Here is a 19,798-nt window from a genome sequence, read left to right on the forward strand (position 1 = left end):
GATTCAGAGCGGGATATTGCCGTGCTTGCGAGCAGGCCGGGACACGCGCTTGTCGGAGAAGAACCGCAAGCTCTTGGCAATGGTGCTGCGGGTTTCGGAGGGGTCAATGACGGAGTCAATAAGCCCCCGCTCCGCGGCCCGGTAGGGGTTGAGCATGTGGTCTTCGTACTCTCGCTCAAAGGAAGCCACGAGGTCAGCCAGGTCGTGGTCGCTTAGACCTGCGTCGCGGGCGTGCTGGACTTCTCTGCGGTGCAGGAAGCCGACGGCGCCGGCGGCCCCCATGACCGCAATCTGGGCGGTGGGCCAGGCCAGTGTGACGTCCGCGCCCAGGCCCTTGGAACCCATGACGCAGTAGGCGCCGCCGTAGGCCTTGCGCAGCGTGACGGTGATTTTGGGGACGGTGGCCTCGCCATAGGCGTAGAGCAGCTTGGCGCCGCGGCGCAGGATGCCGTCGCGTTCCTGCTCGGCACCGGGGAGGAAACCGGGGACGTCGACAAGCAGCACGAGCGGGATGTTGAACGCGTCGCACGTGCGCACGAAGCGCGCGGCCTTCTCGGAGGAGGCAATGTCGAGGCAGCCGGCCAGCACCTGCGGCTGGTTCGCCACAAAACCCACGGTGTGGCCCTCGATGCGGCCGAAGGCGGTGACGATGTTTTCAGCGCGCCCGGCCTGGAGCTCCAAAAAATCGCCGTCGTCAGTGAGGGCCTCGATGACCGCCTTCACGTCGTAGGGCTGGGTGGGGGAGTCCGGGATGAGCTCATCCAGCACGTGCTGGCCCGCGGCTTCTGCGCCGTGCTCGTCATCCGGGCCCTCGACGGGCTCGACTGGTGGGAACTCGCGGTTGTTGGCGGGCAGGAAGGCCAGCAGGTCGTGCACCCAGTCCAGGGCGTCCTCGTCGCTGGTGGCGGTGTAGTGCGAGTCCCCGGCGTCGGCCATGTGCATGCGAGCACCGCCGAGCTCCTCCTGGGTGACCTCCTCACCGGTGACGGTCTTGACCACGTCGGGGCCGGTGATAAACATCCGAGAGGTCTGGTCCACCATGACCACGAAGTCAGTCAGCGCCGGGGAGTAGGCATTGCCGCCGGCGCAGGCTCCCATGATGACCGAAATCTGCGGGATGACCCCGGAGGCCTGCACGTTCTGATAGAAGGTCTGGGCAATCCAATCCAGGGAGACCGCACCGTCCTGGATGCGCGCGCCGGCGCCCTCGTAGAGGCCGATGAGGGGACGCCCGGACGTGATGGCCAGCTCCATCACCTTGATCATCTTCTCGCCGTGGACCTCTCCCAGCGCACCGCCGAAGACGGTGCCGTCCTGGGAGAAGATGCAGACCTCGCGGCCGTCGATGGTCCCCCAGCCGGTAATGATGCCGTCGGTGACCGGGCGCTTCTTGTCCATCCCGAAGTCAGTAGTGCGGTGCACGGCCAGCATGCCCGTTTCCACGAAGGAGCCAGGGTCCAGGAGATAGTCCACCCGCTCGCGCGCGGTGAGGCGGCCCTGGGCGTGGAGCTTCGCGTGCGCTTCGGGTCCTACGGGGTGAGCCGCTGCTTGTCGACGCCTCTCCAGCTCAGCTATCTGGGCCGCTGCGGTGGGGGTGTCACTCGGGTTCATAGAATTTCGCATGCGGGCAGGTTTAGGTGCTGAGCGCGCTTCGGAGACGCGCAACATGGAGTGCAATGTAGGCAAGCTCGTTGTCGTTAATTGCGTGACCGTTCCCTTCTAAGTGGGAACGAACCTTTCGTGCGATGCGGACTGCTTCGGCATCGTCGTGCTCGATGGCTGCGAGCATTGAATGCAGGGGCGCCTCCGCTTCCGACTTTGGCGAATCCAACCGCGTAAATAGGTACCGAAGATGAGTGATGAATCGAGTAACGGTGGGAGAGCCCGGGGAAAGCGAGAGCCCCAGCTCGGAGGACACTAAGCGAATGAGAACTGAGATTTCCTTAGTGGTGTTCTCTGCCTTCGTCATGTCGCCGTCGACAAACTGTGCGTTAATGAAATGCATCGCTATCGCGGCGGCTTCGTCGCTGGGCAAACGAGCGCCAGTTTCCTTTTCGACAAGCTCGAGCGCTTTTAGGCCTAGCGCAAATTCGTCGGGGTACAACGTTGATACTTCCCAGACAAGCGGGTAGCTGACTTCGATGCCGGTGTTGGCTCGCTCGATGGCGAAAGAAATATGGTCCGCTAAGCCCAGAATAAGGAGTTGGGGCTCCTTGACAGCTGAATGTTGTGCCACGAATGTCGCCACAAGGTTGACAATGTCCAGCGGAATTTCGGTAAGTAGGGCCGTCAGATTTGCAATGGGGTGCATCGTGCTGGGGCGGAAAACCTGTTCCACGTTGTTGCCGTCAATTTCATCGCCCAATTTTCGGCCAAAGCCAATGCCCTTGCCCATGCAGATCACCTGGGCTCCCTGTGAATCGGTACACAGCACAGCGTTATTGTTTAGCGCACGGATGACATCCATGGCTCAAGATTACAGGGCACTCCACGAACACCAAGCACATGGCTCGTCTCGTGAAGTGCCCTGAACGATTGGAGGAGCTAGTTAGAGCTCCGCGCCATTGGTCGCGATGACATTGCGGTACCACTCAAACGAATCTTTCTTTGAGCGCTTCATCGTGCCTTTGCCTTCGTTGTCACGGTCGACGTAAATCATGCCGTACCGCTTCTTCATCTCGCCCGTAGTAAATGACACCAAATCAATAATTCCCCACGGCGTGTAGCCCATGAGATCAACGCCGTCTTCAAGTACTGCGGCCTTGACAGCAGCGAGATGGCTGCGGAGGTATTCGATGCGTGCCTCGTCGTGAATGGAACCATCAGGTTCTACAGCGTCGATTGCTCCGAATCCGTTCTCAACAATGAACAGGGGCTTTTGATAGCGGTTGTACATAGAGTTGAGCGCGTAGCGCAGACCCTGGGGGTCGATGGGCCAACCCCAATCGGAAGTCTTGAGATGGGGATTCTCTACCGAGTTTGCAAGGCCACCGTTCACCGAGGAACCGGTGTCAGCTACCGCGTCGTGCTTGACGGTATTTGTCATGTAATACGAGAAGCCGAGGTAATCGACCGTGCCTTTACGGAGAATTTCTTCGTCGCCGTCCTGGAAGCCGGGCTCGATGCCCTCGCGTTCAAACTTCTTCAGTGCATAGGCGGGGTAGTATCCGCGCAGCTGAACGTCAGGGAAGAAGTACCTATCGCGGCTGGCTACCTCTGCTGCCATGATGTCTTCAGGGTCGCAGCTGAATGGGTAGATGGGAACCATCGCGACCATCGCTCCGATCTGGAAGTCGGGATTGATGTCGTGTCCGAGCACAACGGCCCGTGCTGAGGCAAGAAGGCAATTGTGCGCCGTCTGGTATAGCACCTGCTGAGGGTTTTCGCCCTCACCAACGGTCACGCCCGAATTAGTCCACAGGAACAACGGGTTGTCCACGTTCATCTGGTTGTTGATCTCGTTGAAAGTCATCCAGTACTTGACTTTGTCGCTGTAGCGCTCAAAGCAGACGCGGGCGAATCTTTCAAAGAACTCAACCAGCTTGCGGTTCTTGAATCCGCCGTATTCGCGTGCCAGGTGGAGAGGCATTTCGAAGTGGCTCAACGTAATGACCGGTTCAATGCCGTGCTTGAGCAGCTCATCGAAGACCTCGTCGTAGAACTTGAGGCCCTCTTCGTTGGGCTCAAGCTCATCGCCCTTGGGGAAAATTCGGGACCACGCAATCGAGGTGCGGAAGCACTTGAGTCCCATCTCCGCGAAGAGCTTGATGTCCTCACGGAAATGCCCGTAGAAGTCGATGGCTTCGTGATTGGGGTAGAACTCGTTTGGTTCGATTGCTTTCGTGATGCGCCGCGGAACGCCGTGGGCGCCTGCCGTGAGGACGTCGACGACAGAGGGGCCCTTACCGCCCTGGTTCCAGCCGCCTTCGAATTGGTGTGCAGCGACGGCTCCACCCCACAGGAAATTTGGGTTGAATGAAGTATCCATTTACTTTGCTCCTTCGAGTTGAGACTGGTGTGGGGAAGTGGCGGCAACAGCCATGAGCTCGTTTCCGTGTGTGGTCCGAGTTGATGGATGGATTACCACATCTGCGAAACGCTTCGTATTGGTGATAATGACGGGGGTGGTGAGCGAGTAACCAGCTTGGAGGATAGATTGGGAATCAAACTCCACCAAGAGGTCACCCTCTTCCACGTGTTGTCCTTTCTTTACGTGGCTGGTAAAAGGCTTGCCCTTAAGTGCCACGGTGTCAAGACCAATGTGGACTAGTACTTCTACGCCGTCATCAGAGATGATTCCGACGGCATGCTTGGAGGGAAGGACTGTGGCGATTGTTCCATCGAAAGGGGCGTACACCTTGTTGTCTGTAGGTTCCACGGCTACGCCTTCGCCCATCGTGCCTTGTGCGAAGACTGGGTCGTCTACTTCGCTTAGTGCAAGCACGGTGCCGGTTACCGGGCTGGAGATGTGATAAACGGTGTCCATCTGAGATAGCTGGCTGTGGTATTCGGCTGAAGCTGCGTCGGAGTCCGAGGAGCTATCAGCGTCCTCGGTGGTGGTCTCCGAAAGGACATCCGTGAAGCCAACCACGTAGACACCGATTGCAGCGCCGAAGAAGGCCACTGAGCAGCCAATGACCTCACCCATGAGCGAGTTGGTGCCGGGCTCGTAAGCATTCATGATTGTGAGAATGCCGGGAAGACCTGCATAGACGTATTGGAGGGAACCAAAGAGGGAAACCACGATTGCGCCGATGGCGCCGGCGGCGCAGCCTACGATGAACGGCTTCTTTAGACGTAGTGTGACACCGTAGATAGCAGGCTCAGTGATGCCGAAGACACCCGTGAGTGAGGCCGACGCAGCAATTTTCTTCATCTCGGCGCTGCGTGACTTAAGGAATACTCCGAAAGCAGCGCCAACTTGGGCGATGACTGCTGCAGTCTGGAACGCCTGGAACGGGTCCGAACCGTATTCATCGAAGTTGGCCAGCACCATCGGGGTAACTCCCCAGTGCACGCCGAAGATAACGATGACCTGCCAGAATCCGCCGACGATGGCCGCAGCGACCGGGGGAGCGACGTCGACGAGCCAGTTGAAGCCATCCGCAATGAGAATTGCGCCTTGGTTCGACAGAGGACCGATGATCAGAACCGTGAGCGGTACAGCGATGATCAGGCAAAGCAGCGGTGTGAACAGCTGGGTGACGACTTCCGGAAGGTGCTTCCGGAAGAACCGCTCAAGGTAGGACAGACCCCAGACGATGAAGAGGGGAGGCAGGACTGTCGAGGTGTAGGTAGTCTCACTGAGCGCGAATCCAAAGAGCGTGATGTGCTCTCCCTCGGAGACACGCGTAGCAATATCTGTCATCTGCGGCGCTACCAGAGCACCGACGGCAGCGACGGCGATGAAGGTGTTGGTCTTGAAAAACTGTGCTGCGGTAATCGCGATGAGGATAGGCAGGAACGTAAAAGGCGCCCAACTCATGAGCGAGAAAAGCTCGTAGGTGCCGGTGCTCTCAAACTCAGGCCAGGCAGCGGTGATAAGGATTAACGCACCTTGGATAAGGCCTGCAGCGGCGAGGACGTAGATGAACGGGGCGAAGACTGCGGACATCATTGCGATGATCCGGTTCATCAGGGTGGGCTTGCTGTCCCCGTCTTCAACCTGCTGCTCATTGGGGTCGATGCCCAATTCGTCGATCGCTGCTTCGTATACTTCGCCGACGCGGTTACCAATGACGACCTGAAATTGGCCGCCCTTTTCCACCGTGGTGATGACTCCGGGAAGATTCTGGATTTTGTCGTGGGCGCCCTCAGGAGTGTCTTTGAGGACTAAACGTAGACGGGTTGCGCAACGCGCAATTCCTGTGATGTTGGAGGGCCCGCCGACGAGCTCAATGACATCGTGGGCGAGTTTAGGGTAATCACGTACCAGGGCGGTCATGATTCCTCACTTTCGTTTCTAGGCTAGTGAAGAGTCCCAAAACGAAAAAGACTCGCGAGTGCAATGAAGCTGAAGTCCCTTTCGTTACAGGGGATTCCGCTTCAGGTTCTTGCCTCTTGCGAGTAACAGGCCTGATAGCCGATGTCTAAAATAATAGCCCTTCATGCGCCTAGGCACAAGAAGGGCTAAATGTGATGTGGGCTATGCCAGCCAACCGAAGTCCATCAGGAAGAGCTCAACCTCTGCAAGGTCGCCCTCGCGCGGGAAGTCGCCCGTGAGGGCGGCATAGGTCTCTTCGACATCCTTGCGGGAGGCGGGGACGAGGTCGTGGTTGAACAGGTCCTCGGCTACTTGGGCTGCGATGGGCGCAGCGGTAATGGTGTCAAGACCGGTACCGGTGGCGCTCTTGAACGTGTTGGTGATAGCGGAGAAAAATCCGGAAATGGCATTCATTAGTGCTCACCTCTCTTGTCTCTTGTAGGGATGGTACGGGGTTCCGTACCGTTGGGATTCACCAACTATATCGCCCAAAGCCGCAAAACGCTACATGGATTTCAGTTTTAGTTAACTTTTTGTTCACTTTGGATTCCTGTTGCGTACGTCACTTAAGGGCTGCGGCTCTCTGCCGGGGGAGTGGGTGCCTGGCTGGCGCTGCGGCTGTGGAAAACGCCGAAGGACGGCGCCGTCGCGCGGTGCGACAGTGCCGTCCTGAGGCGGATTCCGGCTGTGTGCCTAGCGGCCCTTAGTGGCCGCCGGCGATTCCGCCGAAGGGCTCCCAGCCGGTGTAGTGGGCGATGGAGTCCTTTGCAATCCAGGTGATGGCGAGGAGGATGAAGAGGCCGAGGACTGCGTAGACGGTCCAGCCCAAGACCTTCATCTGGGTCGAAGCCTGGGTGTCATCAACGACGACACCCTCGGTGTTGCGGATCGGGTCGCCGGTCATGCAGCGCATACCCAAGGCGAACAGGAGCGGGATACCAGCGCCGAAGGCGAGTGCCAGGGCGGCCACGCGAATCAGAGCAGTGACAATTTCCAGTGCGGTCATGATGGGGGATCCTTAGTTGTCCTTGAGGGCGGTGTGGTCCTTGACCACATCGTTGACGGCGTGAGCGGCGCCCGGGGAGTTGCCGGCCGGCACGCCGGCGGCAACCTTCTCGCGGCGGGACATGGAGGAGTCGACAGACTCGGAGTCCTCGTCCCAGTCCTCATTGACGTTGTTGGCGTCAACCGGATTGCGGCGAGCGCGGATGAGGATGAGGGCGACCATGCCCAGCAGGATGAGCAGGTCCACGATGGCGCCGATCATGGTGTTGGTGGCAGTGCCCACACCCTTAGCAATCCACCAGGTGACGAAACCGACAAACGCAGCGCACGGCAGGGTGATGAGCCAAGCAGCCACCATGCGCATGGCAACACCCCAGCGGACCTTGGCGCCCTTGCGCCCCAGGCCGGTACCCAGGATGGAACCGGTGGACACGTGGGTGGTGGACAGTGCCATGCCGCCGGTGGCGGAGGTCAGGATGATGGCGGCGGAGGTTGCCTCAGCAGCCATGCCCTGCGGGGATTCAATCTCCACAAGCCCCTTGCCCAGGGTGCGGATGACGCGCCAACCGCCGGACATGGTGCCGGCTGCGATGGCCACGGCGCAGCCGATGATGACCCAGGTCGGGATGCGGGAATCGGCGTTGGCCTCGCCGGCAGCGACGAGGGCTAGGAAGATAACGCCCATGGTCTTCTGCGCGTCACCGGTGCCGTGTGCCAGGGAGACCAGGCAGGCGGTGACGATCTGGCCGTGGCGGAAGTGCTCGTTCTTGACCTTGTTTGGAATGGTGTTGGTCACCCAGTAGACCAGCGCGGTGCCGCAGGCGGACACGAGGGCGGCGATGAACGGGGAGGCGATGGCCGGGATGATGATTTTGCCGGCGATGGAGGACCAGGCTACGCCGCCGGTACCCAGGGCTGCGAAGGCGGCGCCGATAAGGCCACCGAACAGGGCGTGGGAGGAGGAAGACGGCATACCCAGGAGCCAGGTGAACAGGTTCCAGGTAATACCGCCGATGAGGCCGGTGAAGACGACCATGAGCAGGGCGTCGCCGTCGGCGGGGACGGAGACGTCGTACTGGTCAAGGTTGACAATTCCTTTGGCCACGGTGGCGGCCACGTTAACGGAGAGGAATGCACCGATGAGGTTGAGGACTGCGGAAATGGCAACAGCGGTAAAAGGCTTCAGGGCGCCGGTGGCGATCGACGTCGCCATGGCGTTGGCGGTGTCGTGGAAGCCGTTGGTGAAGTCGAAGGCCAGTGCCGTGATGACCACGATGGCCAAGATGATAAGTGTCGCTGACACGAGCGTGATCCCTTTCAGGACTAGGGCAATAATCTACAAAGAGGGGTCAGCGTGCCGAGCACTTTTGGGAAGGTGCGGCGACTGCGTGCTAACCGCGCTAGACACTAGTCCCGAAAAGGTGCTTAGACAATTGTTAGGATAATGCCGTTGACCTGCGAAAATCCGAATTATGTTTGGCTAATCGGTTATAAAATGTAGTAAATCGTCCGAAAGTTACGGTGTAGTACATGGATTGTTCATGCGTTGTTTACCAACGTCACCAGAAAAGGGTTAGGCCGGAACTAGACCTCAGGCGAAAAACTACACCTCCACCGGTAGCCAGGCATAGCCATAGGGGCCCAATTCCACCGGGCCCAAGGCCACGGCCTGGTCGGTGAAGTTATGCAGGCACAGCAGCTCTCCGCGCTGAAATCCCAGAACGCCGGTGTGCCCGGTCTCAACGGCCTCGAAGGACGCGGTTCCTAGCTCCGGGTGTGCTTTGCGCTGCTGGATGAGTCCGCGGAGGCGGTGCAGGAGCGAGTCGGGGTCTTCCAGCTGCTCCGCGACCGACACCCCGGCGCCGCCGACGACGGGGCGGTGGGGACGTGCGGACTCGGTAAACCCTGCGCCCTCGCCCGGTTCCCACTGCATGGGCGTGCGCACGGCATCCCGGTCCGGCAGCTCGGGGGCGTCGTTCATGCCAATCTCGTCTCCGTAATACAAAAAGGGCGCGCCCGGCAGGGTCATCAGCAGCGAGTAGAACAGCTCAATCCGGCGGTAGTCGTTGCCCAACAGCGGGGCAAGCCGCCGTGCGATGCCCACATGCGCGCGCATCTGATCGTCTGGCAGGTAGTGCTGGTAGAGGACCTTGCGCTGGGCGTCATCGACCATCTCCAGGGTCAGCTCGTCATGGTTGCGCAGGAAGGTTCCCCACTGGCAGCCCTGGGGAAGCTTGGGGAGAGCGGACATGATGTCGTAGACCGGGGTGGCGTCGCCAAGCGCCAGCGCCTGATATAGCCGCGGCATGACGGGGAAGTTGAACACCATGTGGAAGCGGTTGCCGCTGCCGTAGAACTCCATGGTCTCCGCCGGCGGCTGATTGGCCTCCGCGATGAGCACCGCATCTGGGTAGTGGGCATCCAGGAAGCTGCGCACTTTCTCCACAAAGGTGATGGTCTCCGGCAGGGACTCGCCGCCTACGCCATCGCGCTCATACAGATAGGCAATGGCATCGAGGCGGAATCCATCAACGCCCTTGTCGAGCCAAAAGGACAGGACCTTGAAGACCTCCTCGTGCACGGCGGGATTGTCGTAGTTCAGGTCCGGCTGATGCGAGTAGAAGCGGTGGAAATAGTACTGCTTGCGCACCGGATCCCAAGCCCAGTTGGAGGTCTCCGTGTCGGTGAAAATGATGCGAATCTCCGGGTAGCGCTGCGGATCATCGCCCCACACGTAGTAGTCGCCGTAGGGCCCGTCCGGATCGGTGCGCGAGGCCTGGAACCACGGGTGATCGGTTGAGGTGTGGTTGAAAGCTAGGTCCGTCATCAACCGCATGCCGCGAGCGTGGAGCTCGGTGACAAGCTCATCAAAGTCCTCCATCGTGCCGTAATCCGGGTGGATGGAGTAATAATCGGCGATGTCGTAGCCGTCATCGCGCTGTGGGGAGGCGTAAAAGGGGGAGAGCCAGAGACAGTCGACGCCCAGCCACTTCAGGTAGTCCAGCTTCTCAATGACCCCGCGCAGCGTTCCGACGCCCTGGCCGGCGGTGTCCTTGTAGGACCCAACCAGGGCCTGGTAGAAGATGGCGTTGGTGTACCAGCTCATCGAAGATCCTTCCGTTTAGCCCGCCAGAGCAGGTACTCCGTCAGGCACAGCGCTCCGGCGAGGAGCCCCGGCCAGATGGCGGGGGAGGGGGCGAACAGGTTGAGCACTGCCTGCAGCAACGCCAAGGCGGCGAAGAATCCGACGAATCCCAGCGCGGTGTCCCAGAGCAGTGCGCGGCGCATTAGGCCTTGACACCTCCGGCGGTGAGACCTGCCACAATGCGGTGCTGGAAGATGAGCACCATGATGATCAGGGGAATGGTGACCAGCGCGCCGGCCGCCATGGTGGCGGCGTACGGGTACTCAAAGGCGGACGGTCCAGAGAAGCGAGCGATGGCCACGGTGACTGGCTCGGTGTCGGTGGTGGACAGCTGCTTGGCCAGCATGAACTCATTCCACGTGGTGATGAACGCGATGATGGCCGTGGTAAACAGCGCCGGGGCCGCCAGGGGCAAGAGTACGAGGCGGAAGGCCTGGCCCCGGGAAGCACCGTCCACGCGGGCTGCCTCTTCTAGCTCCCACGGCAGCTGTCGGAAGAAGCTGAGCAGCGTGTAGACCGTGAGCGGCAGCGCGAAGGAAATGTTCGGAATGATCATCGCGCGGTAGGTGCCAATCCAGTCGAGGTTGCCAAAGAGTTGGAACAGCGGGGTGACCAGCGCGATGGCCGGGAACATCGACGCGGCCAAGATGATGCCGGTGACCAGGCCCTTGCCCGGGAAGTCGTAGCGCGCCAGGGCATAGGCGGTGAACACGCCGATGAGCACCGCCACCGCCGTCGTAATCAGGGAGATAAGCAGCGAGTTGCCCAGCGCCCCTAGGAAGTCATTGCCCTTGTCCGTAGCTAGTGCATCGCGGAAGTTATCTAGGGTCACGTGCGTAGGCCACGGCGTGGTGTCAAAGGTGTGGTCCTTGCTGCGCAGGGCGGTGACCACCATCCAGTAGAAGGGGGCCAGCCCCCAGAACATGATGAAGAGGATGCCTAGGTAATGTCCCAGCTTTTTCATGAGTTCTTCTCCTTCTTCATGCGGTTGCGGCCCGAGACGTCAGCGCCCAGGAAGCGGACCAAGACAAAGGCCACGGCGAAAATGAGCAGGAAGATCAAGGTGGAGAGCGCGGAGGCCGAGTTGAAGTGGCCCTGGCGCATGTCCTCCACCACCAGTTGGGAAATCGTGGCCGTCGGCGAGTTGGAGGAGCTGGAAATCATGATGACTGGCAGGTCGTACATGCGCAGAGCGTCCAACGTGCGGAAGAGCACGGCCACCATGAGCGCGGGTTTGACCAGCGGCAGGGTGATGGAAAAGAAGGTCTGGACGCGGGAGGCGCCGTCGACGCGGGCGGCGTCGTAGACGTCCCGCGGAATCATCTGCAGCCCGGCCAGGATGAGCAGCGCCATGAATGGTGCAGTCTTCCACACGTCCGCGATGATGACGGCGAGGCGGGCATAGAACGGATCCGTGGTCCACGCTATGTGGGTGCCCAGCAGCGAGTTGACGATTCCTTCCGGGGCAAACATGAACTGCCAGAGCTTGGCCGTCACTGCGGTGGGAATGGCCCATGGGATGAGAACGGCGGCGCGGACCAGACCGCGGCCGCGGTACTCGCCGTTCATCACCAACGCCATGAACATTCCCAGGATGGTCTCCAGCACCACGGTGACGACCGTTAAGAAGAGCGTGATCTTTAGCGCCGGCCAGAAGTCGGTGGCGATGACACCGTCCGGGCACGTGGTGGCCTGGCCAGTGGTGGACATGCACTGGTTGGTAATCCAGTAAAGGTAGTTGTCCAGTCCGGCGAAGGCACCTTCCTCAAACAGGCCGGTGGTGGGGTTGAGCCGCTTATTGCCCTGGAAGGACAACATGATGGCGCGGACGATGGGGTAGCCAATGACGATGGCCAAGGCAATGAGCGCCGGCGCGATGAGCCCGGCGGCCTGCAGGTAATGCTTGCGGGATTGCGCGGTTCGCGTCGATCCAGCCATGCGGTTCCTGCCTTTCTCGCTAGAAGGGATGGTGGGGAAGAGTGAGGCCTGCTGATCCGTGTGGGTGGAAAACGCCAGCGGCGCGGGCAAGTCACGTGGACTTACTCGCGCCCTAGTCAGCTCACGGGACTAGCCCTGGGCTGCGGCCTCGATGGCGGCCTTCATGTCCTTCGTGGCATCGTCGACGGACTTGTCCGCGGTCAGTGCAGCGTAGGCGTTGTCCTGCACGGCCTTGGAGATGGCGGTGTAGAACGGGGAGACCGGACGCGGCGCGGCGTTTTCCAGGGACTCCTTGAGCGCCGGCAGGTACGGGAACTGCTCTACCAGGGATTCATCGTCGTAGATGGAGGCCAGCACCGGCGGGAAGGAGGATTCCGCAAAGGACTTCTGGTTCTCCTCGTTGATGACGAACTTCATGAAGTCCAAAGCCGTGGCCTTGTGCTCGGAGTTGATGTTGATGCCGTTGTTGTAGCCACCCAGCGTGGACACGCCCACGCCGTCCTTGCCCACCAGCGGCTGGACCTCGAATTTAACGCCGTTGTCCTTGGCGTTGGTGTACATGTACGGCCAGTTGATGGCGAAGGCAGTCTTGCCCTCGGTGAAGGCCAGGTTGGTTTCCTCCTCCGTGGCGGCGGTGGAATCCTTGGAGATGGTGCCGTCCTTGTAAGCATCAACCAGCGCCTTAAGGCCCTCCTTGGACTTGTCCGAGTCCACGGTGACGTTGCCCTGATCATCCAGGATCTCGCCGCCCCAGCCCTCGATGAAGCCGGCGGTGTTGACCGTCAGGCCCTCGTACTGCTTGAGCTGCGTAGTCAGGCAGGAGGTGTCCTCCTTGAGGGCCTCGCAGGCAGAAGCGATGTCGGCGAACTTCTCCGGAGCCTTGTCCACCAGGTCAGTGTTGCGGTAGAGCAGCTGGCCGTTGGTGTTCTGCGGCAGGGCGTAGAGGGTGTCGTTGTAGGTGGCGGACTCGACGGTGGGCTCCAACAGACCAGAGGTGTCCACCTCCAGGTCACCGGTCAGCGGGGCGAGCCACTGGTTGGCGGCGAAGTCCGCGGTCCACACCACGTCAAGCGCCATGACGTCATAGTCGGAATTGCCCGCCTGCAGGGACTGGACCAGGGTTTCGCGCTGCGCGTCTGCCTCGCCGGCGAGCTCCTTGAGCTCAACCTTCTCGTCCGGGTGCTCTGCGTTCCACGCCTCAATAATCGGCGTGATCTTGTCGGTGTCGTTCTTACCCATGGCAAAGGTGATGGGGCCGCGACCGGTACCGTCTACGGGCCCGGCTTCGGAGCCAGCGTTGGACTGTGATCCGTCGTCGCTCGATGAACAACCCGTCAGCGTCAGGGCGAAGGCGGCAGTGGTGACAACAACCCCGCGGCGGACGGCGCGGGCGGGGAGGAAGGACTTCTTCATGGAGTATTCACCTTTCGGAAAACTTCTGGTGACTTAAACCTAAGGGATCGCCACCACATCGCACGAGCTTTTGGCACATATTCCACACGCGGCGGGGGTGAAACTACCCCTCTGCACGCTAGCCTTTTTCGATCCGGTTGCCCGTCTCGGGGTCAAAGTGGTGTGCTTCACGCGGGCTAAAGCTCAGCACTACCTCGTCCCCGCGCTGCGGGACATCGCCCTGCGCCCGGGCGACAAAGCGCTGCTCACCCACCATGACGTAGACGAAGGCTTCGGCGCCGAGCTCCTCCACGAAGTCCACGACACCCGGGAAGCCAATGGGGCCCTTGTTGATGTACATCTTTTCCGGGCGCACGCCGATGCGCCCGCCGTTGTAGTCGAAGATATTCATGGCCGGGGAGCCTATGAAACCCGCCACGAACTCGTTCGCCGGGGCATCGTACAGCTCGCGCGGCGGGGCCACCTGTTGGAGCACCCCATCCTTGAGCACCGCCACACGGTCACCCATGGTCATGGCCTCCACCTGGTCGTGCGTGACGTAGACGGTGGTCGTCCCCAGACGCTGCTGGAGGCTGGCCAGCTCCGCGCGGGTCTGCACGCGCAACTTGGCGTCGAGGTTGGATAGCGGCTCATCCATGAGGAAAGCCTTGGGCTCGCGCACGATGGCGCGGCCCATGGCCACGCGCTGGCGCTGGCCGCCGGAGAGGTCCTTTGGCTTGCGCTTGAGGTACTCCGTGAGCCCCAGGGTCTTCGCGGCTTCTTCCACCTTGGCTTTGATTTCTGCCTTGGGACGCTTGGCCAGCTTGAGGGAAAAGCCCATGTTCTCCGCCACGGTGAGGTGAGGGTAGAGGGCGTAGTTCTGGAAGACCATCGCGATATCGCGTTCGCCCGGCTCAAGGCCGGTGACATCCTTATCGTCAATGAGGATGCGTCCGCCGGAGACCGGTTCCAGGCCAGCCAGCGCGCGCAGCGTGGTGGACTTGCCGCACCCGGAGGGACCGACCAATACGAGGAATTCGCCGTCCGCAATCTCCAGGGTGAGGTCTGTGACCGTGGGCTTGTCAGCGTGGGGATAGGTGATGCCGACATTCTCAAAAGTGACCTTTGCCATGCAGCAACCCTAACACTCGGCAGGGACACTCAGCGGCCGATGGCCATCACAGAACGGGCACGTGCTGCACTAGTACGATCGGGGACCATGACAGCTCTTGATCTGGACCGAATCCGCGAAGCCCTCAAGGATGACTTCGCCGTCATCGATTACACCGAGTCCACCGGCTCCACCAATACCGACCTCATGCAGGCAGACAGGGTGGCCGATGGCACCGTCCTGCTCACCAACGAGCAGGTCTCCGGCAAGGGCCGCCTGGGCCGCCACTGGGTTAGCCCGGCTGGCTCGCAGCTCATCTTCTCCATGCTTATCCTCCCGGAGACGCTGGATCACCTGGGAACCCTGCCCTTGGCCGCAGGCCTGGCTGTGACCGATTCCGTCGAGGGCGCGGTGCTCAAGTGGCCCAACGACGTCCACATCGACGGCAAGAAGCTGTGCGGCATCCTGGCCGAAGCCGGCCCGGTGGGGGAGGCGTTCAAGTCTGCGCCGAAGACAGAAGTGTCGAAGACTGAGGTTTCTAAGGCCGAGGTCTCGAAGACGGAGATTAACAAGGCCGAGGTCGCCCCCAAGACGCAGGCCGCGAACCCGCCCTCGGCCCGCGTCGTCGTCGGCATGGGCATCAACGTCACCCTGACGCGTGAGGAGCTGCCCATCGTGGCTGCGACGTCCCTCGCACTCGAGGGCCGCGATACCGACCGCACCGCGTTGGCGATTACCGTGCTGAAGAACCTGCGCCGCCGCGTCACCCAGTGGGAGCAGCAGGATCCACAGCTCATGGCGGACTACCGCACGGTGTGCTCCTCCATCGGACAGGAGGTTCGCCTCGAGGCCCCGGCCGGGGACGTCACCGGCACTGTTGAGGGAGTGGCTGACGACGGCCGCATTAACGTCGGCGGCGAGTACTACTCCGCCGGCGACGTTATCCACCTGCGCCCAGCCGGGCAGTAGCGCCTTTTAGTACGTAGTGGTACGCAGGTGAGTTAGGCGTCGTTTGTCGCACTGTTCGTGGCGGTGTGTTCGCGGTCCTCGCGGCGGCGCTCCTGGTTCGCCTGCGGTGGCCTCGGTGTCGTTTCCGTTGACGGAGAAGGCGTAGATCTCACCATTAGTGATGTCGGCTTGGCGGGCGTCGGGATTATCTGCAGCGGCTGCTCGGCGCCTAGCGCGGACGGTGACCCGAGCCGTGTCGTTGACGATGTAGAGCTCGAGGACGGTGGTGGACAGGATGTCGGCGTGGAGAAGAATGTTCGCTGCACACGTCCTGTGAGCGTGTGCTGGTGGTGTCCGCGCCACATACCTGTGCGCGGGGGAGGTGCCGCCCGGCACATGTGAAACAGCGGGTGGGTATCATGAACCCCATGAATCTCATGCAGATGGGCCGCGGGGAAGTGGTACGCGCAGATATGACGGCGCCTTTCCGCACGTTGCTCTTCCCGTTTCTTGAGCTCATCGTCATCACCGGCGTGTGCTGGATTGCCATCGGCTGGTGTGACTACAACGGTGTTGACCTAGCGCTGCGCAACGGGCTCGTCGCGCTGTGGGCGCTGCTTGTCGTGTGGCGCTTCATCGTGCCGTTAGTGAAAACGCGGCGCAAGCGGTTTATCGTGACCAACCTGCGCGTTATCGCCCGCGATGGCAAGCGCGTCGATTCGATTCCGCTCACCGATATCCGCGGGGCCCGCCGGCGCCGCGGCGGAATCTCACTGGCTCTGCATGGCTGGGAGCGCCCCCTCTACTTCCCAGCCGTGCCGAAGGCCAAGCGGATTGAGGAGATTCTTACTGAGCCGGCGGTGTTTTAATCTCCGTGGTGTGTAGCTGCGAGTCCAGATCCTCCGGGGCCAGGTTCGCCGCACCGAACTCGTTGGTCAGGGGCAGGCGCAGCTCGAGGTCCGTGCCCGGGCACAGCTCAATCGTGGCCTCGTCGATGGTGTAGTCCAGCACGTGGCCGCCGGAGGTGCGGTCGGAGTCGATGAAGTGCACGTGGCAGCCCGGCACGGAAATACCCTTCTCAAAGACCGGAGTACGGAAGCCGCCGATGACGCCCTCGACGTCGGTAAAGCGCAACTCCTTATCGCCGCCCACGGCGTGGGCCATTGGCGGGTAGGGCTTCGACTGCTTGACCACTGTGCGGGTGACTACGTCGCTGAAGCGGCCGGTGATGCGCACCGCGTACATGTAGTTGGCGGAGGGCTCGAGCTCATCGATGAAGGCGGAGAGCTCGTCGCGCTTGAGGCCCTTCGGTGCGGCCACCTTAATGCGGGGGACGAAGTTCGTCGCTACCGCGAAGGGGGTGTTCTGATCGAGGCTGGCCACGGTGGCGGTGCCGTCGCCGCGGAGCTGGTAGCACACGCCATCGAGAATAATCATCTCTCCGTCCAGCGCATCGAAGGTGCCGAGGCCGAAGTTGCCTTTGCCGAGGAGTTCGCCGATGGTCATCTCGCCGTCGTAAATGCCGTCCAGCAGGGCGGTCATGAGCGAGTTCTGAAAGATAGTATGCCGAACAATCATGCCCCCAAGGCTAGTATTGATGGGGTGAGTCAACAACACAAACCTATCGTTACTGTTTACGGAGACGGCCAGCTCGCACGCATGATGCAGCCGGCCGCCGCTGAGCTCGATATCCACCTGCGGGTGCTGGCCTCCTCGCCGGACAAGTCCGCCGCGCAGGTCATCCCGGATGTCGTGCTTGGTGACTATCACGACTACGAGGTGCTGACTCGTGCCGCTGAAGGCGCGGACGCGTTGACCTTCGAGCACGAGCACGTCCCCACGGAGCACGTGGAGGCCCTCATCGCCGCGTCCTACAACGTGCAGCCGCAGCCGTCCGCGCTCCTGTACGCGCAGGACAAGCTGCTGATGCGCCAGAAGCTGGAGGAACTCGGCTCCCCGGTGCCGCGCTATGCCGCTATCGACTCGGTGGAGGATGCCCGGGCCTTTGCGGAGTGCGTCGATGGAAACGTGTGCCTGAAGGCCCGCCGCGGCGGCTACGACGGGCACGGCGTGTGGTTCCCCTCCGCGGAGGAGTTGGAGCCGCTGGTGCAGGAGCTTCTCGACGCCTCAACGCCGCTCATGGCCGAAGAAAAAGTCCAGCTCACCCGTGAGCTGTCGGTCTTGGTGGCGCGCCGGGCTTCCGGCGAGGTCAAGGCTTGGCCCATCACTGAGTCCGTGCAGCGCGACGGCATCTGCGCCGAGGCTTGCGCTCCGGCCCCGAACCTCTCGCCCGAGCTGGCGGAGCGCGCCTCCCAGGTGGGCATTCAGATCGCCACCGAGCTGGGGGTCACTGGCGTGCTGGCCGTCGAGCTCTTCGCCTTCGCCGCCGCGCAGGACGCCGGCTCCATCTTTGCTTCCGCCTCCGGTGCTCCCGGCATGGTGTTGGAGGAGGACATCGCCGTCAACGAGCTGGCCATGCGCCCGCACAACACCGGCCACTGGACCCAGGACGGTTGCGTGACCTCGCAGTTTGAGCAGCACTTGCGCGCAGTGCTCGACCTGCCGCTGGGGGAGACCACCCCGCTCGCCCCGATCACGGTCATGGCCAACGTGCTGGGCGCAGACGAGGACCCGGAGCTGCCGATGCCGGAGCGCGTGCGCGCCGTCATGGAGCGCTACCCGGAGGCCAAGGTCCACCTGTACGGCAAGGACCACCAGCCCGGCCGCAAGATCGGCCACGTCAACGTCACCGGCGACGATGCCGATGAGACCCGCCGCATCGCGCGCGATGCCGCCCACTTCCTCGTCCACGCGCAGTGGGCCAACAACTAAGCCAACTAAGGAGGACACGTTATGGAACCGCTCGTTGGACTCATCATGGGCTCGGACTCGGACTGGCCCACGGTGGAACCCGCCGCGAAGGTGCTTGCCGAATTCGGCGTCCCCTTTGAGGTAGGCGTGGTCAGCGCCCACCGCACCCCGGAGAAGATGCTGGCCTATGCCAAGTCCGCGCACGAGCGCGGGCTCAAGGCCATCATCGCTTGCGCCGGCGGCGCCGCGCACCTGCCGGGCATGGTCGCCGCGGCCACGCCGCTGCCGGTCATTGGCATCCCGCGCGCCCTCAAGGAGCTGGATGGCCTGGATTCCCTGCTCTCCATCGTGCAGATGCCCGGCGGCGTGCCGGTGGCCACCGTCTCCATCGGTGGTGCGAAGAACGCCGGCCTGCTCGCCGTGCGCATCCTGTCCGCCGGCGACCCCGCTCTGGTGGAGAAGATGGCCGCCTACCAGGAGAACATGGCGGCCGAGGTGGAGAAGAAGGACGCGAATCTGCGCTCTAAACTCCTGGGTGACTAGTTAGCCGGGAAGCTGTGCGGTCAGGTCCGGGTAGGAGGCTTGCGCGCCCTGACCGGTGACCGAATAGGCCCCGACCCGCGCGGCGTACGCCGCGGCCTCAGCCACGCTGTCGCCCTGCAGCAGCCGCGCGCACAGGGCGCCGGCGAATCCGTCGCCGGCCCCGGTCGTGTCGACGGCGGTGACCTGCGGGGAGGGGACTGCCACGAGGTCAGTTCCCTCAGCGACGAGGGCGCCGCGTGCGCCCAGCGTGAGAACTACCGAGGCACAGCCGGCCTCCCTTAAACGGCGCGCTAGCTCCTCCGGCGAACCGTCGCTACGCACACCCAGCTGCTCCAGGATGAGGCCGGCCTCATGCTCGTTGGCCAGCAGCGGGTCGGCGCGTAGCAGCGCCTTGGCGTCCACCTCGACCACCGGCGCCAGATTTACCACCACCCGGCCCCGGGCCAGCGCGACGGCGCGGGCGAAACCCTCGGCGGGAATCTCGCCCTGCAGCAGGACCAGATCTGCTGCCTCGATGGGGGAGGAATGGGAGGAGACAAAAAGGTCGTCGACAAGCGCGTTGGCCCCCGGCACCACGATGATGGTGTTCTCGCCCTCCTGGTCCACGGTGATGACCGCCAGCCCCGTGACCTCGTCGGTGACGTCCACGTGCTCCAGGTCCACGCCGCTGGTGCGCAAGTATTTCATGGCCGGTTCCGCGTAGGCGTCGCTGCCCACCGCGCCGACGAAACTCACCGTCGCTCCCTGCAGCGCAGCCGCCACCGCCTGATTGGCTCCTTTGCCGCCCGCGAAAATCTCGCCGCCGTGTCCCAGCAGCGTTTCGCCCGGCTGGGGATGGCGCGCGGTGTGGACCACGAGGTCAGCGTTGATGGACCCGACTACGCACATGTTCATGCTGCCCAGTATGCACGCTATGCTTGCG

General features: G+C 62.1%; 20 protein-coding genes. 4 read left to right on the top strand and 16 right to left on the bottom strand.

Annotation, left to right across the window (positions count from 1 at the left end; translation table 11 throughout):
- Positions 1 to 3: 3 nt before the first annotated feature.
- The 13 genes from ACLI1P_RS02885 to ACLI1P_RS02945 form a co-directional block, all read right to left on the bottom strand.
- The gene (locus ACLI1P_RS02885) at positions 4 to 1,623 is read right to left on the bottom strand and encodes an acyl-CoA carboxylase subunit beta (RefSeq protein ID WP_411709367.1); all 1,620 of its coding nucleotides are present in this window, start codon (positions 1,621 to 1,623) and stop codon (positions 4 to 6) included.
- Between the two features lie 10 nt (positions 1,624 to 1,633).
- Positions 1,634 to 2,467, bottom strand: a complete 834-nt coding sequence (locus ACLI1P_RS02890) for a PRD domain-containing protein (RefSeq protein ID WP_408931946.1) — start codon at positions 2,465 to 2,467, stop codon at positions 1,634 to 1,636.
- Between the two features lie 81 nt (positions 2,468 to 2,548).
- Positions 2,549 to 3,988, bottom strand: a complete 1,440-nt coding sequence (locus tag ACLI1P_RS02895; RefSeq protein ID WP_408931945.1) for a 6-phospho-beta-glucosidase — start codon at positions 3,986 to 3,988, stop codon at positions 2,549 to 2,551.
- Positions 3,989 to 5,944, bottom strand: coding sequence for a beta-glucoside-specific PTS transporter subunit IIABC (locus ACLI1P_RS02900; protein WP_408931944.1), 1,956 nt, complete (start codon positions 5,942 to 5,944; stop codon positions 3,989 to 3,991). It lies immediately after the preceding gene.
- Positions 5,945 to 6,145: 201 nt separating this feature from the next.
- The gene (locus ACLI1P_RS02905) at positions 6,146 to 6,397 is read right to left on the bottom strand and encodes a hypothetical protein (protein ID WP_408931943.1); all 252 of its coding nucleotides are present in this window, start codon (positions 6,395 to 6,397) and stop codon (positions 6,146 to 6,148) included.
- 289 nt (positions 6,398 to 6,686) lie between these two features.
- Positions 6,687 to 6,989 carry a hypothetical protein gene (locus ACLI1P_RS02910; protein WP_408931942.1) on the bottom strand — a complete coding sequence of 101 codons (303 nt, stop codon included), beginning with the start codon at positions 6,987 to 6,989 and terminating at the stop codon, positions 6,687 to 6,689.
- Positions 6,990 to 7,001: 12 nt separating this feature from the next.
- Positions 7,002 to 8,291, bottom strand: a complete 1,290-nt coding sequence (locus ACLI1P_RS02915) for an anion permease (RefSeq protein ID WP_408931941.1) — start codon at positions 8,289 to 8,291, stop codon at positions 7,002 to 7,004.
- 300 nt (positions 8,292 to 8,591) lie between these two features.
- Positions 8,592 to 10,094, bottom strand: a complete 1,503-nt coding sequence (gene treS, locus ACLI1P_RS02920) for a maltose alpha-D-glucosyltransferase (protein ID WP_411709368.1) — start codon at positions 10,092 to 10,094, stop codon at positions 8,592 to 8,594.
- Positions 10,091 to 10,276, bottom strand: a complete 186-nt coding sequence (locus tag ACLI1P_RS02925; RefSeq protein WP_411709369.1) for a hypothetical protein — start codon at positions 10,274 to 10,276, stop codon at positions 10,091 to 10,093. The genes treS and ACLI1P_RS02925 overlap by 4 nt, the downstream gene beginning before the upstream one ends.
- Positions 10,276 to 11,097 (bottom strand): carbohydrate ABC transporter permease, encoded by an 822-nt coding sequence (locus ACLI1P_RS02930; RefSeq protein WP_411709370.1) that lies wholly within the window; start codon positions 11,095 to 11,097, stop codon positions 10,276 to 10,278. Before ACLI1P_RS02930 ends, ACLI1P_RS02925 begins: the two co-directional genes overlap by 1 nt.
- On the bottom strand, positions 11,094 to 12,071 hold the full coding sequence (locus ACLI1P_RS02935) for a carbohydrate ABC transporter permease (RefSeq protein ID WP_411709371.1): 978 nt from the start codon (positions 12,069 to 12,071) through the stop codon (positions 11,094 to 11,096). The genes ACLI1P_RS02930 and ACLI1P_RS02935 overlap by 4 nt, the downstream gene beginning before the upstream one ends.
- 129 nt (positions 12,072 to 12,200) lie before the next feature.
- Positions 12,201 to 13,484 carry an ABC transporter substrate-binding protein gene (locus ACLI1P_RS02940; RefSeq protein ID WP_411709372.1) on the bottom strand — a complete coding sequence of 428 codons (1,284 nt, stop codon included), beginning with the start codon at positions 13,482 to 13,484 and terminating at the stop codon, positions 12,201 to 12,203.
- Between the two features lie 118 nt (positions 13,485 to 13,602).
- Positions 13,603 to 14,595, bottom strand: coding sequence for an ABC transporter ATP-binding protein (locus tag ACLI1P_RS02945; RefSeq protein ID WP_411709373.1), 993 nt, complete (start codon positions 14,593 to 14,595; stop codon positions 13,603 to 13,605).
- 87 nt (positions 14,596 to 14,682) lie between these two features.
- Here ACLI1P_RS02945 and ACLI1P_RS02950 point away from each other — a divergent pair, with 87 nt between their 5' ends.
- Positions 14,683 to 15,543 carry a biotin--[acetyl-CoA-carboxylase] ligase gene (locus tag ACLI1P_RS02950; protein WP_411709374.1) on the top strand — a complete coding sequence of 287 codons (861 nt, stop codon included), beginning with the start codon at positions 14,683 to 14,685 and terminating at the stop codon, positions 15,541 to 15,543.
- 6 nt (positions 15,544 to 15,549) lie between these two features.
- Here the strand turns inward: ACLI1P_RS02950 and ACLI1P_RS02955 are convergent, their stop codons facing one another.
- Entirely contained in the window at positions 15,550 to 15,885 is a 336-nt protein-coding gene (locus ACLI1P_RS02955; protein WP_411709375.1) for a hypothetical protein, read from the bottom strand.
- 65 nt (positions 15,886 to 15,950) lie between these two features.
- Here ACLI1P_RS02955 and ACLI1P_RS02960 point away from each other — a divergent pair, with 65 nt between their 5' ends.
- A complete protein-coding gene (locus ACLI1P_RS02960; RefSeq protein ID WP_411709376.1) occupies positions 15,951 to 16,391 on the top strand; it encodes a hypothetical protein in 441 nt (146 codons plus the stop codon).
- Here the strand turns inward: ACLI1P_RS02960 and budA are convergent.
- Positions 16,369 to 17,100 (bottom strand): acetolactate decarboxylase, encoded by a 732-nt coding sequence (budA, locus tag ACLI1P_RS02965; protein ID WP_296133575.1) that lies wholly within the window; start codon positions 17,098 to 17,100, stop codon positions 16,369 to 16,371. The genes ACLI1P_RS02960 and budA overlap by 23 nt on opposite strands.
- Here budA and ACLI1P_RS02970 point away from each other — a divergent pair.
- Positions 17,086 to 18,354, top strand: coding sequence for a 5-(carboxyamino)imidazole ribonucleotide synthase (locus ACLI1P_RS02970; protein WP_411709377.1), 1,269 nt, complete (start codon positions 17,086 to 17,088; stop codon positions 18,352 to 18,354). The two genes, budA and ACLI1P_RS02970, sit on opposite strands and share 15 nt — an antisense overlap.
- 21 nt (positions 18,355 to 18,375) lie before the next feature.
- A complete protein-coding gene (purE, locus tag ACLI1P_RS02975) occupies positions 18,376 to 18,876 on the top strand; it encodes a 5-(carboxyamino)imidazole ribonucleotide mutase (RefSeq protein WP_411709378.1) in 501 nt (166 codons plus the stop codon).
- Here purE and ACLI1P_RS02980 read toward each other — a convergent pair whose 3' ends face one another.
- Positions 18,877 to 19,764 (bottom strand): ribokinase, encoded by an 888-nt coding sequence (locus ACLI1P_RS02980; RefSeq protein WP_411709683.1) that lies wholly within the window; start codon positions 19,762 to 19,764, stop codon positions 18,877 to 18,879.
- Positions 19,765 to 19,798 lie beyond the last annotated feature (34 nt).

Origin of the sequence: Corynebacterium tardum, from assembly GCF_046717785.1 — a bacterium.
Classification (GTDB): domain Bacteria; phylum Actinomycetota; class Actinomycetes; order Mycobacteriales; family Mycobacteriaceae; genus Corynebacterium.